This is a genomic window from Aestuariivivens sediminis, assembly GCF_022662105.1.
In the GTDB taxonomy this organism is placed as follows: Bacteria; Bacteroidota; Bacteroidia; order Flavobacteriales; family Flavobacteriaceae; genus Aestuariivivens; species Aestuariivivens sediminis.
Window position 1 is genome coordinate 91,151 of sequence record NZ_JAKMCP010000006.1, and the last position, 16,459, is coordinate 107,609.

Annotated in this window: 16 protein-coding genes; 10 read left to right on the plus strand and 6 right to left on the minus strand. The window is 34.3% G+C overall.

All coding sequences use genetic code 11. The features are described from left to right. Positions 1 to 45 precede the first annotated feature (45 nt). A complete protein-coding gene (locus MR054_RS14100) occupies positions 46 to 369 on the plus strand; it encodes a YbaB/EbfC family nucleoid-associated protein (RefSeq protein WP_242158455.1) in 324 nt (107 codons plus the stop codon). Here MR054_RS14100 and MR054_RS14105 read toward each other — a convergent pair whose 3' ends face one another. Continuing rightward, the gene (locus tag MR054_RS14105; protein ID WP_242087184.1) at positions 370 to 1,398 is read right to left on the minus strand and encodes a threonine aldolase family protein; all 1,029 of its coding nucleotides are present in this window, start codon (positions 1,396 to 1,398) and stop codon (positions 370 to 372) included. It abuts the gene before it with no gap. A 94-nt stretch (positions 1,399 to 1,492) separates the two neighbouring features. Here MR054_RS14105 and prfB point away from each other — a divergent pair. The 5 genes from prfB to MR054_RS14130 all read left to right on the plus strand — a co-directional run bounded on the left by prfB (position 1,493) and on the right by MR054_RS14130 (position 8,696). Then, positions 1,493 to 2,603, plus strand: a protein-coding gene (prfB, locus tag MR054_RS14110; protein ID WP_242158456.1) for a peptide chain release factor 2 whose coding sequence is annotated in 2 segments (ribosomal slippage) — positions 1,493 to 1,555 and positions 1,557 to 2,603 — 1,110 coding nt in all. Because the reading frame shifts where the segments join, the coding sequence is not laid out codon by codon here. Next, on the plus strand, positions 2,604 to 3,224 hold the full coding sequence (locus MR054_RS14115; RefSeq protein WP_242087186.1) for an HAD family hydrolase: 621 nt from the start codon (positions 2,604 to 2,606) through the stop codon (positions 3,222 to 3,224). After that, positions 3,221 to 3,562 (plus strand): arsenate reductase (glutaredoxin), encoded by a 342-nt coding sequence (gene arsC, locus MR054_RS14120; RefSeq protein ID WP_242087187.1) that lies wholly within the window; start codon positions 3,221 to 3,223, stop codon positions 3,560 to 3,562. Before MR054_RS14115 ends, arsC begins: the two co-directional genes overlap by 4 nt. Before the next feature lie 86 nt (positions 3,563 to 3,648). Next, positions 3,649 to 6,183 (plus strand): TonB-dependent receptor, encoded by a 2,535-nt coding sequence (locus MR054_RS14125; protein ID WP_242087188.1) that lies wholly within the window; start codon positions 3,649 to 3,651, stop codon positions 6,181 to 6,183. Positions 6,184 to 6,257: 74 nt separating this feature from the next. Then, complete coding sequence (locus MR054_RS14130) at positions 6,258 to 8,696, plus strand: TonB-dependent receptor (protein ID WP_242158457.1); 2,439 nt, start codon at positions 6,258 to 6,260, stop codon at positions 8,694 to 8,696. A gap of 81 nt (positions 8,697 to 8,777) precedes the next feature. Here the strand turns inward: MR054_RS14130 and MR054_RS14135 are convergent, their stop codons facing one another. Then, positions 8,778 to 8,954, minus strand: a complete 177-nt coding sequence (locus MR054_RS14135) for a hypothetical protein (RefSeq protein WP_242087190.1) — start codon at positions 8,952 to 8,954, stop codon at positions 8,778 to 8,780. Between the two features lie 93 nt (positions 8,955 to 9,047). After that, on the minus strand, positions 9,048 to 9,689 hold the full coding sequence (locus MR054_RS14140; RefSeq protein ID WP_242158458.1) for a peroxiredoxin: 642 nt from the start codon (positions 9,687 to 9,689) through the stop codon (positions 9,048 to 9,050). A 161-nt stretch (positions 9,690 to 9,850) separates the two neighbouring features. On the opposite strand from MR054_RS14140, the gene fumC reads away from it, so the two are divergent. Next, complete coding sequence (gene fumC, locus MR054_RS14145) at positions 9,851 to 11,248, plus strand: class II fumarate hydratase (protein WP_242158460.1); 1,398 nt, start codon at positions 9,851 to 9,853, stop codon at positions 11,246 to 11,248. 136 nt (positions 11,249 to 11,384) lie between these two features. Here the strand turns inward: fumC and MR054_RS14150 are convergent, their stop codons facing one another. Continuing rightward, positions 11,385 to 11,963 (minus strand): Crp/Fnr family transcriptional regulator, encoded by a 579-nt coding sequence (locus MR054_RS14150; RefSeq protein ID WP_242158461.1) that lies wholly within the window; start codon positions 11,961 to 11,963, stop codon positions 11,385 to 11,387. A 117-nt stretch (positions 11,964 to 12,080) separates the two neighbouring features. Here MR054_RS14150 and hutI point away from each other — a divergent pair, with 117 nt between their 5' ends. Next, positions 12,081 to 13,319, plus strand: a complete 1,239-nt coding sequence (hutI, locus tag MR054_RS14155) for an imidazolonepropionase (RefSeq protein WP_242158462.1) — start codon at positions 12,081 to 12,083, stop codon at positions 13,317 to 13,319. 54 nt (positions 13,320 to 13,373) lie between these two features. Here hutI and MR054_RS14160 read toward each other — a convergent pair whose 3' ends face one another. Continuing rightward, positions 13,374 to 14,252 (minus strand): chromosome partitioning protein ParA, encoded by an 879-nt coding sequence (locus MR054_RS14160; RefSeq protein WP_242087195.1) that lies wholly within the window; start codon positions 14,250 to 14,252, stop codon positions 13,374 to 13,376. A gap of 108 nt (positions 14,253 to 14,360) precedes the next feature. Here MR054_RS14160 and MR054_RS14165 point away from each other — a divergent pair, with 108 nt between their 5' ends. Further along, the gene (locus MR054_RS14165; RefSeq protein WP_242158463.1) at positions 14,361 to 15,380 is read left to right on the plus strand and encodes a formimidoylglutamase; all 1,020 of its coding nucleotides are present in this window, start codon (positions 14,361 to 14,363) and stop codon (positions 15,378 to 15,380) included. After that, entirely contained in the window at positions 15,370 to 15,834 is a 465-nt protein-coding gene (locus MR054_RS14170) for a GNAT family N-acetyltransferase (protein ID WP_242158464.1), read from the plus strand. Before MR054_RS14165 ends, MR054_RS14170 begins: the two co-directional genes overlap by 11 nt. Here the strand turns inward: MR054_RS14170 and MR054_RS14175 are convergent. Further along, a complete protein-coding gene (locus MR054_RS14175) occupies positions 15,829 to 16,410 on the minus strand; it encodes an NUDIX domain-containing protein (protein WP_242158465.1) in 582 nt (193 codons plus the stop codon). The two genes, MR054_RS14170 and MR054_RS14175, sit on opposite strands and share 6 nt — an antisense overlap. Positions 16,411 to 16,459: the final 49 nt, after the last annotated feature.

A 16,459-nucleotide genomic window follows, 5' to 3' on the forward strand; every position in this document is an offset into this window, starting at 1 on the left:
TTCAGTTTGTAATAACTTTGTTGTTTAATTTTTAAATCTAAAATTATGTTTGGAGATATGATGAGTATGATGGGTAAACTCAAAGAAACCCAGAAAAAAGTTGAAGAAACTAAAAGGCGTTTAGATACTATTTCAATAAATGCGTTAAGTGATGATGGCAATATCAAAATAACCATAACAGCCAATGGGATCATAAAAGATATTGATATTAATGACAATTTATTGCAAGATAAAGTCCAGTTAGAGAAGGATTTAATATTTACGCTAAACAAAGCAATTGAACAGGCAACTAAAGTTAATGAAACTGAATTAGCAGCAGTAGCTAAGGAAGGGTTACCAAATATTCCCGGTTTGGATATGTTTAAGTAATCAGGGATTCTTAAAGTTTTCAAATAATACCTGTAACAATACGTCGTGCATGGCATTGGTATAATCTAAATGAGTAACCATACGTAATTTACCACCACCCATGGTCATAATATGAATGTTTTTCTTTGCCAATAATTGAATAAAACCCGCTTCTTCGATATTATCGTGTAATTCAAAAATGATAATATTGGTTTCAATGGGCTCAACGGTTTTTATAACAGATAGTTTATTCAGCACTTCTCCTATTTCTTTTGCCTTTCGGTGGTCCTCAACCAGTCTTTGCACATTGTTATCTAAAGCAAATAATGCAGCAGCAGCCAGATAACCTGATTGTCTCATGTTACCCCCTAACAATTTACGTATTCTAATTGCCTTTTCCATAATGTTATGGTCACCAACTAATATAGAACCTACGGGACATGCCAGGCCTTTACTGAAACAAACAGAAATGGTATCGAAAACGTTTCCATACTGACTTGCTGTTTCATTTTTGGCCACCAAAGCATTCCACAATCGTGCTCCATCTAAATGAAGTCCCAAATTGTGATCATGACACACTCCTTTAATTTTTAAAATCTCATTAAAATCCCAGCAGGCACCACCTCCTTTATTAGTTGTATTTTCGATCGCCACAACACTGGTTTTGGCATACCAATAATCTTTTGGGTTAATGGCCTCAATGACTTGCTGTGCCGTAAACATTCCTTTATTTCCATCTATCAATTTACAGGATACATTGCTGTTAAACGATACGCCACCAGATTCATAATTGTAAACATGTGCATATTTATCACAAATCAACTGCTCTCCCGGATGGGTATGTAATTTTATGGCCGTTTGGTTGGCCATAGTACCACTTGGAAAAAACAATGCTTGATCCTTACCGAACATGTCTGCCACACGTTTTTCCAGAATGCTTACGGTTGGATCTTCCCTAAACACATCATCTCCAACTTCAGCTTGCATCATTACCTTAAGCATTTCTGGGGAGGGTTTGGTTACGGTATCACTTCTAAGATCAATTCTCATAATTTAAGTTAAATTGGTAAAGCTATAAAATTATAGTCATATTTATTTTCTGCTGAAGTGATAAATCCTATTTTTGCTCAAAATACTTATGACAATGATAAATTCCGATCAGATTAAAGATCTTAATACCCGCCTTGACAAACTAAGGCACTATCTTTGACATAGATGCCAAGTTAATTGAAATTCAAAACGAAGAAGAACAAACCTTTGACCCTAATTTTTGGAATGACCCCAAAGAAGCTGAAGTCATTATGAAGTCACTTCGTGTTAAGAAAAAATGGGTAGAAGACTACAATACCATTAAAACCCGTGTTGAGGATTTAGGCGTGCTATATGAGTTTTACAAAGAAGGTGAATCCACACTTGAAGAAGTTGAACAGCAGTTTGAAAAGGCTTCCACCTTGTTAGAGGATATTGAATTCAAAAATATGCTATCGGATGAAGGAGATAACCTAAGTGCTGTATTGCAGATTACCGCCGGTGCTGGAGGGACGGAGAGTTGTGATTGGGCTAGTATGTTAATGCGGATGTATTTAATGTATGCAGAAAAAAGTGGTTTTAAAGTTAAAGAACTTAATTTCCAGGAAGGTGATGTGGCTGGTATTAAAACCGTAACCTTAGAAATAGAAGGAGACTTTGCTTTTGGATGGTTAAAAGGTGAAAATGGTGTACACAGACTGGTTAGAATCTCTCCCTTTGACAGCAATGCCAAACGACATACCAGTTTTGCCTCGGTTTATGTTTATCCATTAGTTGATGAATCCATAGAAATAGAAATAAACCCAGCAGATATTGATATTACCACTGCGCGATCCAGTGGTGCAGGAGGACAAAATGTGAATAAGGTTGAAACTAAAGTACAGTTAACGCATAAGCCTTCAGGTATTCAAATATCCTGTTCCGAAACACGATCACAACACGATAACAGGGCTCGTGCTTTGCAAATGTTAAAATCCCAATTGTACGAGATTGAGCTGCAAAAACAACTCGAACAACGAGATGACATTGAGGCCAGTAAAATGAAGATAGAATGGGGTAGCCAAATACGAAATTATGTGATGCATCCATACAAATTGGTTAAAGATGTACGTACCAATTATGAAACTGGAAATATTGATGCGGTAATGAATGGTGATATCAATGCTTTTTTAAAAGCCTACCTAATGATGATGGGACAAAAACAAGAAGGATCAAACACCATATAAATGAAAACAATAAATTCAATCATATTCGATCTGGGAGGTGTACTTATTGATTGGAATCCAGAATATGTTTTTCTTGATGTGTTTGGTAATGATAGAGAAAAAATGAAATGGTTTTTTGATACTATTTGTACTCATGATTGGAATGAAAATCAAGACGCCGGTTATCCTCTAGCTAAAGCTACCGAAGAACGGGTGGCTTTATTCCCGGCATATGAGAAGGAAATTAGAATGTTTTATGGACGTTGGGTTGAAATGTTAGGTGGGGCCATAAGTGGTTCGGTTGATATCCTCAAGCAATTAATAAATTCTAAAGAATACAAAATTGTTGCTTTAACCAATTGGAGTGCAGAAACTTTTCCTATTGCACTAGAAAAATTTGAATTTTTACACTGGTTTGAAGGCATCGTAGTATCTGGCCAAGAACAAACCAGAAAGCCCTTTAATGACATTTATAAAATTACCTTAAATCGTTTTGGTCTATCTCCCTCAAATACGATTTTTATTGATGATAATCTTAGAAATGTAGAGGCTGCCCAGACATTAAACTTAAACAGCATTCAATTTAAAAGCCCCAGTCAGTTAAAACAAGACTTAAAAAAGTTTAACATACTATTAGCATGATAACCATATATCACAATCCACGTTGTACAAAATCCCGACAGGGCTTACAAATATTGGAAAATTCCAATAAACCCTTTAAAGTTGTTAAATATCTTGACAATCCCCTCTCTGTTGAGGAGCTAAAAGAAATCATCACTATTTTAAACATTTCACCTCAGGAATTGGTTAGAAAAAATGAAGATATCTGGAAAAAAAACTATAAGGGTAAAGACTTATCGGATGACGAAATTATTGAAGCAATGATAGCAAATCCAAAACTTATTGAGCGTCCAATTGTCAAACATAACAACCGGGCTGTAGTTGGTAGACCACCGGAAATAATTTCAACCATTATTTAATTTTGTTTAATTATTTTATGAAATGTTTTAACAAATTATTAACCATAAACTAATATCCTTCGTGTAATTTTACCCAAAACAAGTATATGCTTACACGATTACACACTAAATTTCTTCTTTTATTTTTTTTGAGTTTTAATATAAATGCTTTAGGAATCGAAAAAAACATCACGGTCAAAGGCAGGGTCATTGATGCTGAAACAAATCAACCTCTTGAATATGCTACTGTGTCATTTTACAGTCATACCGAACAAAAACTAATTGATGGCGTTATTACAGATTTAAATGGATTGTTTAGTGTAAGGATTTCTCAAGGGACGTATGACATTAAAGTGGAATATATTTCTTATACACCTGTATCGTATAACAATCGCATGATTTCACAAAATTTAGATTTAGGTACCATTGCCTTAAAATTAAACATAGAATCTTTAGAGGCTGTTGAAATAACTGCAGAACGAACAACAGTGGAAATAAAACTTGACAAAAAAATATATAACATTGGTAAAGATCTCACGACTTCAGGTGGGACTGTAAGTGATGCACTAAATAATATCCCTTCCGTTTCGGTTGATATTGAAGGAGGCATCAGCTTAAGGGGAAATGAAAATGTACGTATTTTAATTAATGGTAAACCCTCTGCACTAGCCGGTTTTGGAGACACAAACCTATTGAGTCAATTGCCTGCTGAAGCCATCGAGCGCGTTGAGGTCATTACTTCTCCTTCTGCACGTTATGATGCTGAAGGAACTGCCGGAATCTTGAATATTATTTTAAGACAAAAAGAAACATTAGGATTTAACGGGTCTCTTAACCTTACCCTAGGGCAACCGGACAATTTAGGAATTTCATCAAATCTTAATTACAGAACGGAAAAGTTTAATCTATTTTCAAATCTTGGTTTTAGATATTTTGATGCTCCAAGAAACAGTTATCAAAACACCAGATATTTTGATAAAATAGAAAATAACACGACAATAAAGCCAGAGTTCGAAAGAATTATAGAGGATGAGAAGGTTGAACGTTTAAATAGAAATTACAATGGAAATATTGGTTTAGAGTACTTTTTATCCAAAAAAACTTCGCTTTCCGGGAGTGTTTTCTTTCGTTATGGAGAGGATGCCGATTTAGGAAGCAATAATAGTACCCGTCTAAATTTTGGTGATGTTATTGAGAAAACCCTACGGAGAGAAGGCATTAATGAAAAAGATAACAGCTACCAAATTTCATTAAACTATATAACCAAATTTAATGATACCGGACACCAGCTTACCGGGGACTTTCAGTTTGAAAGTGATTCTGAAGAGCAATATACCCAGATTAATGAAATTTATTTAATTACAAACCAAACTGATCCCGAACCATTTCAAGAAGAACGTATTTTTGCTACTGAAGATGAAAAGGAATACCTTATTCAAACGGATTATGTATTACCTATCGGTAAGAACTCCAGGTTTGAAGCAGGTTACCGTGGGACCTTTGAAAATGAAATCACTAATTACGCTTTAGAACAAGAAAACATTCAAGATGGTACCTTTTTTATTAATGATACCATTTCCAATGTGTTTGATTATACTCAGAATATTAATGCCTTGTATACGCAGTATGGCAATAAAGTTGGGGCATTCTCTTTCCTTATTGGACTTCGTTTGGAAAACACGCAATTAAAAGGAATTATTGACTCGAGATTATCGGATTCAGAAATTGAAGACGCTTTTGGCTTCCCGATAGAAACAAAATTTAACAATAACTATTTAGGACTATTTCCCACAATAAATGTAATTTACAATTTAAGTGGTAATGAAGAAGATTCTGAAGAAAACCTAGCTTTTGGCTTCAATAGAAGAATTAACAGACCAAACGGATGGTATATCAATCCATTTCCAACACGTTCTAGTAGAACCAATGTGTTCCAGGGAAATCCAAATCTGGATCCGGCTTTTGCTAGTACCTTTGATATTGGATACTTAAAGCGATGGGAAAACTTGACCTTGTCGACATCAATTTATTATCAATACGAAACAGGGTCGTTTGAGCGTATCCAAGAAAATACCGGTCGGCAAACTTCAGATGAGATAGATATCATAAGAAGTATCCCCGTAAACCTCTCTACAAATAAAAGAACGGGGGGTGAATTTGGAATAATGTATAATCCGGATAAATCCATGAGGTTTAATACAAGTTTTAATATTTTTCAGTTTCAGACCCAGGGGTCGTTTAACGATGTCGATTATGGAGCTAAAAATGTAAGCTGGTTCACAAGGTTCAGCAGCAAAATAAGATTGTTTAATAGTATTGATTGGCAAACCAATGCAAATTACAGAGGTGCCAGGCAAAATGCTCAAAGTAAAACTAAAGGCATATTTTCTTTAGATTTAGCGATAAGTAAAGAACTGTTTAACAATAAAGCTACTATTTCACTCAATGCTCGGGATTTATTCAATTCTAGAAAATACAGATCAATCACGGAAACAGAATTCTTTGTCAATGAAAGAGAATCTCAATGGAGGCAGCGACAAATAAATTTATCTTTCATTCTCAGATTTAACCAGCAAAAACAGCAAAATAAGGGTAACGGAAATTACAATGGAAATGATGAGAATCTTGATTTTCAAGGTTAGTTTTTTAACAAATAATTAACCCATGTGGTCTAAACCGTACCCTATTTTTGTAGTCTAATTTTTTAAAATCAATCATGTACAAGTTTCTTCTGGGAATTATCTCCTATTTGTTTTTTATTAGTTATGTAACCGCTCAGCCCCTGCCTTCAGAAGAAGCTGAATACAATCCAAAAAAAATGACGCTTACAGGGACAGTAATTGACCGTGAAACGCAACAACCTCTCGAATATGCTACCGTTTCATTATATAGTCATGAAAATAAGAAAGTTATCGATGGAACCATCACCGATATTAACGGGTTTTTTGAATTAAAAGTAGCAAAAGGAATTTACGATGTTAAAGTAGAATACATATCCTACAAACCCTACCAACTTTTTAACCAAAAAATTGTAGCAGATTTGGATCTGGGAGTTATTAATTTGGATCTTGACATAGCCACATTGGATGCCGTTGAAGTTATTGCAGAACGTACAACTGTTGAAGTTAGACTCGATAAAAAAATATATAATGTGGGAAAAGATCTTACTGTAAGAGGTGGTAATGTTAGTGATGTATTGGATAATGTTCCATCTGTATCCGTTGATGCCGAGGGTAATATTGCATTAAGGGGTAATGATAATGTAAGAATACTCATCAATGGGAAACCATCTGGATTAGTAGGTTTGGAATCCAGTGATGCATTAAAACAATTACCAGCTGAAGCCATAGAGAAAGTAGAAGTTATCACATCTCCTTCCGCAAGATATGAAGCTGAAGGCACAGCAGGTATTCTCAATATTATTTTAAGAAGAAGTAAGTTGCAAGGTCTTAATGGCGCCTTAACCACAAATGTTGGACATCCCGACCAGGCTGGAATTTCGGGGAATATCAATTTTAGAACCGGTGATATAAATTTGTTTAATACCTTATCGTATCGATATAATGAATCACCCGGGTTATGGTACACGTATACGACATTTAAAAGAAATGGTAACATCAGTGATGAGAAGCGAGACTGGATCGAGACTACCAAAGGTTTTACCAATAATTTTGGGGTAGAATGGTATATTAACGAAACATCTTCGATTACTACTGCTATGGTCTATAGTGATAATAGTGGAGATAATAATTCAACAAATCTACTTTTGCAATATGATTCTAATGGTAACCTTCTAAGTGAAAATTTGAGGTTGGATCCAGAATTACGCGATTCAAAGAACATTCAGTATTCATTCAACTATACAAAGAACTTTCAAAACGATGGACATACCTTGACATTTGATTTTCAATTTGAAGACAATAATAATGATCAATATTCTTTAATCAACGTAGATGGTATTGATACTGATATCCTAACCCAGCTTGTAGATAATTCCAAAATATTCTTGAGAACGGATTATGTATTGCCCATAGGTGAAGATAGTCAATTTGAAATGGGATATCGTGGAGATTTTGATGAAAGTGTTACCGACTATAAAGTCGAACTATTGAATGAAAATACCGGAGTTTTCGAAATCGATACGGGTTTAACCAATGTGTTTAATTTTAGAAATTATATTCACGCGGCCTATGCCCAGTTTGGAAGTAAAATCAATAAATTTTCTTATTTAGTAGGACTTCGTATGGAAAATACACAATTGACATTGGACCAACCAACCTCCGGTGATTTTGAAAAACGAAATTTTACCGGACTATTTCCAACGATCAATTTAACCTATGAATTTAATGAAGATGAAAATCTAACTTTTGGTTATAACAGACGACTAAGAAGACCATGGTCCTTCTTTTTAAATCCGTATCCATCCAGAAGTAGTCTTACCAATATCTTTCAAGGAAACCCTGGTTTAATACCGACATACACCGGGTCATTTGATTTGGGGTATCTTAACCGGTTCAACAAATTTGTATTAACGTCTTCTCTATATTATCAACATTCCATCAATGTCATTAAGTTTATTAGTAGGGAAACCGGTGAAACTGTAGATATTGATGGCCAGGATATACCAGTTATCCAAAGAGGCCCTGCTAATATTGCAACAGAAAATCGTTATGGCTTAGAATTTAATCTTTCGTATAGTCCAAATAGAAAATGGCGTGTGAATACGGATTTCAATGTTTATAATTCCATTATTGATGGAAATTTTGAAGATACGAATTTTGACTCTGAAAATTTAACCTGGGGAATTCGACTTAATAATAAACTTACCCTGCCAGGAAAAATTGATTGGCAAACGAGTTTAAACTACAGAGGTCCAAGTGAAGATGCCCAGAATAGAAGAGATGGTGTGTTCTCTACCAATCTTGCGTTTAGCAAAGATTTATTTAAGGAGAAGGCCTCCATAGCATTCAATATAAATGATCTGTTTGATTCAAGATCTTATAATGGAACTGTAGAAACGGAAGACTTTATAAACGAGAGAGAATTAAGATTTAGAGGTGTTAGATCATATAATTTATCCTTTACATACAGATTTAATCAAAAAAAGAAACCGCAAAGACCTAGTAATTTTGGTGGTGGTGATATAGAAATGTAAAAGTTAAATTTCAAAAGCATAACATTAAAAAAGGGAAACGTTTTAATTAAAACATTTCCCTTTTTCAAAATAAGCTAAACATTAAGAATTTAATCGTTTGGCTTTTTTATCTTCCTTAATTTCCTTTAATCTTTCAATTAAAGAACCCCCAATCCAATAAGGGATGACAAAGGTTAATAAAAAAATCATTAACCAAAAGCCAATAGTCAGTATGGTTAAAAATGCTAAAAAGCCTAAATATTGATCAAATTCAAACATGGTTATTTTTTGTCTATTAAAATATACTGCAAATATAAGGCAAAGGAATGTGTTTCACAATATGAAATAAAATTTTATCGGCAGCATATTAAACTAATTCAGATTGGGTTGTGGTGTTATTCGCAAATACGGTTTAATCTCTTTAAATCCTTTTGGAAAATAATTGGGTATATCTTCGGTTGCCACTGCGGGCACTACAACGCAATCATCGCCATTATTCCAATTAGCTGGAGTGGCCACTTTATGGTATGCCGTTAATTGTAGCGAATCAATAACGCGTAATAATTCATCAAAATTCCGACCTGTAGATGCGGGATACGTAATAATCAATTTCACTGTTTTATCTGGGGCAATAACAAACACCGATCGCACCGTTAATTGGCTATCCGCATTGGGATGGATCATATCATATAAGACAGAAACTTTTCTATCCTCATCTGCTATTATAGGAAAGTTTACAGTAGTCCCTTGGGTTTCGTTAATATCATTAATCCATCCATTATGTGATTCAATGCCATCAACACTCAAAGCGACCACTTTTACATTTCTTTTATCAAACTCCGCTTTATATTTTGCGACGGTACCCAATTCCGTAGTACAAACGGGTGTGTAATCTGCTGGATGGGAAAATAAAACCCCCCAACTATCCCCTAGCCATTTATGAAAATCAATTTCGCCTTCTGTAGATTTTGCAGTAAAATTTGGAGCTACATCTCCTAATCTAATTGTTGCCATTTTTATATTAATTTTTTAAATCCTACTAAATTAGTATATTTAATTGGAATTTCAAAGAAATGAGCAGTTGTATTATTGTTAAAGATTAAAAAAACTAATACAAATCATGATTCAGAACGTTACAAAACTTTAACTTTGTGACATAATTAAATCATTTTAAAATGAGTTTTAGAATAGAAAAAGATACTATGGGTGAGGTAAAAGTACCTGCCGATAAATTATGGGGTGCACAGACAGAGCGTTCCAGAAATAACTTTAAAATAGGAGCACCGGCTTCCATGCCATTAGAAATCGTTTATGGCTTTGCCTATTTGAAAAAAGCCGCGGCTTTTACAAATTGTGAATTAGGGGTTTTACCAATTGAAAAACGTGATTTAATTGCCAAGGTTTGCGATGAAATTTTAGAAGGTAAGCACGATGATCAATTTCCGTTGGTAATTTGGCAAACAGGATCCGGAACGCAAAGCAACATGAATGTCAATGAAGTTATTGCCAATAGGGCCCAACAATTGGCTGGAAAGGTCATTGGAGAAGGTGAAAAAGTCATACAGCCAAACGATGATGTTAATAAATCACAATCGTCCAATGATACTTTCCCAACAGGAATGCACATTGCCGCTTACCAGAAAATCGTGCAAACGACTATTCCTGGTGTCAAGCAATTAAGAAACACACTTAACAAAAAAGCAGAAACTTTTAAAAATGTAGTTAAAATTGGTCGCACACACCTAATGGATGCCACTCCTCTTACCTTAGGTCAGGAATTATCCGGCTATGTAGCCCAATTGGATCACGGGTTAAATGCTTTAGAAAATACTTTACCCCATTTGAGCGAGTTGGCTTTGGGGGGAACCGCAGTTGGAACGGGTCTGAATACTCCAAAAGGGTATGCCAAACGCGTTGCTGAATATATTTCCAAGTTTACCAACCTGCCATTTATTTCGGCTCCAAATAAATTTGAAGCTTTAGCTGCTCATGACGCTTTGGTTGAAACTCATGGGGCATTAAAACAATTGGCTGTTTCACTAAATAAAATAGCCAACGATATACGTTTAATGGCCTCAGGTCCCCGTTCCGGTATAGGAGAAATTACAATACCTGCCAATGAACCTGGTAGTTCAATTATGCCTGGTAAAGTCAATCCAACACAATGTGAAGCATTAACTATGGTTTGTGCACAAGTTATTGGTAACGATGTTGCCGTATCTGTTGGTGGTTTGCAAGGGCATTATGAATTAAATGTATTCAAGCCAGTAATGGCGTCAAATGTATTACAATCTGCCCAATTACTTGGAGATGCATGCGTGAGCTTTGATATTAACTGTGCCGTTGGTATTGAGCCCAATCATAATGTAATTAAAAAGCTTCTTAATAATTCATTAATGCTGGTTACCGCACTAAATACTAAAATAGGGTATTATAAAGCTGCTGAAATTGCTAATACAGCTCATAAAAATGGTACAACCTTGAAAGAGGAGGCTATTAATTTAGGTTATGTCACCGCCGAAGAATATGACGCCTGGGTTAAACCTGAAGATATGGTTGGTAGTTTAAAATAATCGTTTTAAAAATCAAAAACAGGCATTATAATTATAATGCCTGTTTTTTTTGGTTGGTTAGCTATCAATCTTTTTTAATCTAAAAAGAAATCGCGATAAATTTATATTATATATGACATATATTCGTTAACAAATGTTAATGTATATCCATTTTCCTTCTAATTCTACTTAATTGTACTGCTGTGATGCCCAGATAAGAGGCTATGTGATATTGAGGAATAGTAATATCAACATTTGGAATTTGATCACGCAAAGCCAAATAACGATCTTTTGCATTTAACGAAATGAGTTCGACCAATCGCCTTTCATATTTTGAATATAATATTTCCAGAACTTTAGTGTAAAGTGTATTAATCTGACTATTTTCACTACATAAAGCCATTAATTTATTATAATCTATCTCGAAAAATTCAGAATCAGCTAGGGTTTCAAATACAAAAAGTGATGGTTTGTTATTCATTAAAGCGGTTAGAGAAGCAACAAAACTAATTGGAAGATAAAAACTTTTGTTATATTCCTTACCCTCTTCGGTGGTTAAATAGCATCTGACCAATCCCGAAACTAACATATTAACTTTCGTGGGAACTTCATTAAACTTTACAAGCTGAGTGCCTTCGGGTATAACCTTAAACTCGGATATACTTTTGAGCTTCTCAAAAAGTTCCTCAGAAATATCAGTTATAGAATTTAAATAGTCAAAATTTTTATTAGCCATAAGGGGTAAAATTGTATTTTAAACAAAAATCATAACATTTGTCTATACAATATTTAAATTTAATGAAATTATTACTTTGTTTGTAGTCTAAACCAAATTGTTTTTTTAAAATAAAAAATGAAAGTCCTAATCACCAACATAAAGGAACTTGTACAAGTAAGGAACAAAGGAGAGAACTTAGTAGCAGGAAATGCCATGAAAGCTCTTCCAACCATAAAGAACGCTTATCTTTTAATTGATAATGATCGTATTGCTAATTATGGAATAATGAATGAATGCTCTAACATCACATATGATCAAATAATTGATGTTTCGGGTAAATTGGTTTTGCCAACATGGTGCGACTCTCACAGTCATATTGTCTATGCCGGCAATAGAGAACAAGAGTTTGTCGATAGAATCAATGGGCTGAGCTATGAAGAAATCGCTAACCGTGGTGGAGGCATCTTAAATTCGGCTAAAATGCTTGAACTTACAGATGAGGATGAGTTGTTTAATCAGTCTATAAAAAGAGTGAAAGAAGTCATTAAAATGGGTACCGGTATTCTGGAAATTAAATCGGGATATGGCCTTTCTCTTGAATCTGAATTAAAAATGTTGCGTGTAATCAAAAGGATAAAGACTGCTGTTCCAATTATGATAAAGGCGACCTTTTTAGGCGCTCATGCACTCCCTTTCAATTTTAAAAACAAAAGAACTGCTTATATAGACCATATAATTAACGATATGCTTCCTTTAATACATAGGGAAAATTTGGCCGATTTTATTGATGTATTTTGCGAAAAAGGCTACTTTAATCTAGAAGATACCGCTCGTCTCTTAATTGCGGGAAAGGAATATGGACTGCTACCAAAAATTCATGTTAATCAGTTTAATGCCTTTGGTGGTGTTGCCCTTGCAGTAAAGCATGGTGCACTTTCTGTAGATCATCTTGAAGAATTGAATGCTGCAGATATTAATGCGTTGAAAGGTTCAAAAACCATACCTGTTGCTCTTCCCTCCTGCTCCTTTTTTTTGGGTATTCCTTATACCCCTGCTCGGTCTTTAATGGATGCAGGTCTACCATTGGCATTGGCCACAGATTATAACCCAGGTTCTACTCCTAGTGGTAATATGAATTTTGTAGTCAGTACAGCATGTATAAAAATGAAAATGACCCCTGAGGAGGCTATAAATGCGGCCACGATTAATGGTGCATATGCCATGGGATGCGCTCAAGACTATGGAAGTATAAGTATTGGAAAAAAAGCTAATTTGATAATTACCAAAAATATACCAAGCTATAATTATTTGCCCTACGCATTTGGAGAAAATCATATAGAGCAAGTTCTGATAAATGGCAGAATTTTTAATTAAAAAAGCCCCAAACATTTCTGTTTGTGGCTTTTATAAATACTCTAATAATAAGTGCTATTTGAGTGTAAATTCTGATGTCGAAACCAAATCCTTTTGATTAAAAACATTTACCACATAGCGCCCTTTTTCAAAATCATTTTTAGAAGTAACAAATTCACAAATGTTTAGGTTACTGTTTTCATAATTAAACTTACTCACTAAACTATAATTAAGTGTCTTTTCTCCAAACTGAACTTGTTCGTTTAATCCGAGTGTATTGCTTTTAGGATCAATAACCTGAATATACAATTCTTGATCACCGGACTGAACTAAGGCGTTTTTTGCAACCGTAAAGCAAACTCTTATTTTGTCTGCACGACCTGCTCTTTCAGTTGGAATTAATTTTCCCGAGGTTCTTTCTATAACACCAAAACCTTTTAATCCAACTGTTGATAATACAGCAGCATTTTCTACAACTTCAGCCAGAGCCGTGTTTTGTACCAATAAAGAATCTGTAAAAATGGTACGTTCTTCTAATCTTACTCGTGTACTGTCAAGGGAGGTAGCCAAATATGAATTTTCAACTCTTAAAGAGTCATTTTGAGCTAACAGTACATCCATTTCTTTTTGTAAGGCTAAATATTTACTTTTATATCTCCACAAACTTTTAACATTAGTTTCAGAAATTTTTAATGAATCAATTAACCCTTGAATACGCGCTCTCGCTTCAACCAAATCTGCATTGGCTATTTCATTTTCGCTAATCGCTTCATCATATTGCTTGGCCATGGCATTTAAATCATTCATAACCAATTGTTTTTCTTCAGTTAATTGCTTTTTGGTATCGTTACTCTCCTTGTAGAGATTCATGGTATAGAAGGCCGTACCTAAAAATAATACCAAGGCTATGCCCAATGCCACCTTTAACCCCATGCTACTTTTGTTACTTTCCATAATTGTTTTGTTTTAATCTTTAAAATGATAATTGTTTTATAATTTGTAATGTAAACGTAATAATTGATGTATTTTTATTTTTATCAATAATTTAATTAACTATACCCTGTGGATAAACTCATTTTATTTAATAGACAGCTTAAAACTAAACTAATCAATAAACGTCTCGGAGAATCCAAATTTGGTGAACATGTTCAACTATTACCTAACATTTCCAATATATACGTTCAACTTAAAAGTTTGGATGTCAAGTATGTAATTTTTGGCATACCGGAAGATATCGGGGTCTTTGCCAATCACGGAAAAATTGGTACTTCAAAGGCATGGGAAGCTACGTTAAAATCGTTGTTAAATATACAAAGCAATATTTATAGTAATCCTAAATCTGTCTTATTATTGGGTCATTTGGACTTTAGCGAAGAATTAAAATTGATATATCAAATGGACTCATCTAAAAAGAAACATATTAAAGATGCAAGATCGATCGTTGAAAATATTGACAGTTATGTTTCCCATCTCGTTTACCAAATTATTTCAGCCGGTAAAACGCCAATAGTGATTGGTGGTGGTCATAATAATGCCTACGGTAATATTAAAGGCGCAGCTATGGCTTCAAATAAAACGATAAACGTCATAAATTTTGATGCGCATAGCGATTTTAGACCGGAAGAAGGCAGGCATAGTGGTAATGGATTTAGTTACGCTTATAGCGAAGGGTTTTTGGAAAAGTATTTTGTCTTTGGAATTCATGAAAATTACACTTCAGATAAATTATTTCAATCGTTAAAGAAGTCTAAGTTTATTCAATATAATACTTTTGAATCCATTGAAATAAGGAAGGAATTGAAGTTTAAAGCAGAAATGCACCGTGCTTTAAACCATGTTGAAGATAAGCCATTTGGGATAGAAATAGACTGTGATGCGATACAGGATATTCCAAGTAGCGCTATGACACCAAGTGGATTTAGCACTAATAAAACACGTTCTTTTTTATCCTATATGGCAAAACATGAAAACGCATGCTACCTTCATATATGTGAAGCTTCACCATCCAAAAAAACAGAAATGAAAGTTGGCAAACTCATTTCGTATTTAATAACTGATTTTATCAGAGCTTATGACCATTGAGATCATTACTTATGAAAAGCAATATGATCAGGCATTTTACACATTAAATATAGAATGGCTCAAAACCTATTTTTATGTTGAACCCTATGACGAAGAAGTATTAAAACACCCCAAAAAGTTTATTATTGATAATGGGGGTTATATTTTCTTTGCTCTTTTAAAAAGTGAAGTTATTGGTACAGTTGCCCTTATGCCGTTTCAAAACACTGGACATTATGAATTGACCAAAATGGCGGTTCAGCCTAATTACCGAGGGTATAGAATTGGCCAGCAACTCATGGAATACTGTATCACTTTCGCAAAAGTCAATGGCCTTAAAAAATTAATCCTGTATTCCAATACCAAATTGGAAAATGCCATTTATATCTACAGGAAATATGGTTTTTCGGAGGTTGACCTGGAACCAAATAGTCCCTATAAACGCAGTGATATTAAAATGGAATTAAAATTATAAGATGTTTTGTATTAACGCATATTGTAACAAAACAATTGTTCTGGTATCATTAATAAAACCGTTCTGGAGCATTGCTTTAGCCTCTTTAAATGTAAGTTCCAAAACTTCAATGTCCTCATGTTCACTATCTAAGCCACCACCATCATTCACTTTCATATTACTTGAATATTCTCCAACAAAAAAATGCATTTTTTCGGTCATTACCCCTGGAGAGGAATAAGCTTCATACACTTTTTTTACATTGGAAACACGATAACCAGTCTCCTCTTCCGTTTCCCTAATAATACAGTCTATCGGATCTTGGTTGTCCAGTAATCCAGCACACACTTCTACCAAAAAACCATCGCCATTACCACTAACATATGTTGGCATCCTAAATTGCTTTACAAGAATAATCGTTTTTTTATTTTTATTATATAGAAGAATTGCAGCCCCATCCCCTCTATCATAACACTCCCTAGATTGCCTGACCCAATTCCCATTTTTTAGTTGGTAATCGAATGTAATATTATTAAGTGTATACGCCTTTTTCGAAAGAAGATCAATCCTTATATTTTTAACCCGAGAGTCCTTCATCTATGTAAATTTATGTTGTTTAGACATTAATAATACTATATCTTTGTTA

Bases quoted from the DNA above. Each gene is read 5' to 3' on its own strand.
- MR054_RS14175 (WP_242158465.1), bottom strand. From the start codon at position 16,410: ATGAAGGACTCTCGGGTTAAAAATATAAGGATTGATCTTCTTTCGAAA.
- fumC (WP_242158460.1), top strand. From the start codon at position 9,851: ATGAGTTTTAGAATAGAAAAAGATACTATGGGTGAGGTAAAAGTACCT.
- MR054_RS14115 (WP_242087186.1), top strand. From the start codon at position 2,604: ATGAAAACAATAAATTCAATCATATTCGATCTGGGAGGTGTACTTATT.
- arsC (WP_242087187.1), top strand. From the start codon at position 3,221: ATGATAACCATATATCACAATCCACGTTGTACAAAATCCCGACAGGGC.
- MR054_RS14150 (WP_242158461.1), bottom strand. From the start codon at position 11,963: ATGGCTAATAAAAATTTTGACTATTTAAATTCTATAACTGATATTTCT.
- MR054_RS14130 (WP_242158457.1), top strand. From the start codon at position 6,258: ATGTACAAGTTTCTTCTGGGAATTATCTCCTATTTGTTTTTTATTAGT.
- hutI (WP_242158462.1), top strand. From the start codon at position 12,081: ATGAAAGTCCTAATCACCAACATAAAGGAACTTGTACAAGTAAGGAAC.
- MR054_RS14125 (WP_242087188.1), top strand. From the start codon at position 3,649: ATGCTTACACGATTACACACTAAATTTCTTCTTTTATTTTTTTTGAGT.
- MR054_RS14135 (WP_242087190.1), bottom strand. From the start codon at position 8,954: ATGTTTGAATTTGATCAATATTTAGGCTTTTTAGCATTTTTAACCATA.
- MR054_RS14105 (WP_242087184.1), bottom strand. From the start codon at position 1,398: ATGAGAATTGATCTTAGAAGTGATACCGTAACCAAACCCTCCCCAGAA.
- MR054_RS14160 (WP_242087195.1), bottom strand. From the start codon at position 14,252: ATGGAAAGTAACAAAAGTAGCATGGGGTTAAAGGTGGCATTGGGCATA.
- MR054_RS14170 (WP_242158464.1), top strand. From the start codon at position 15,370: ATGACCATTGAGATCATTACTTATGAAAAGCAATATGATCAGGCATTT.
- MR054_RS14100 (WP_242158455.1), top strand. From the start codon at position 46: ATGTTTGGAGATATGATGAGTATGATGGGTAAACTCAAAGAAACCCAG.
- MR054_RS14140 (WP_242158458.1), bottom strand. From the start codon at position 9,689: ATGGCAACAATTAGATTAGGAGATGTAGCTCCAAATTTTACTGCAAAA.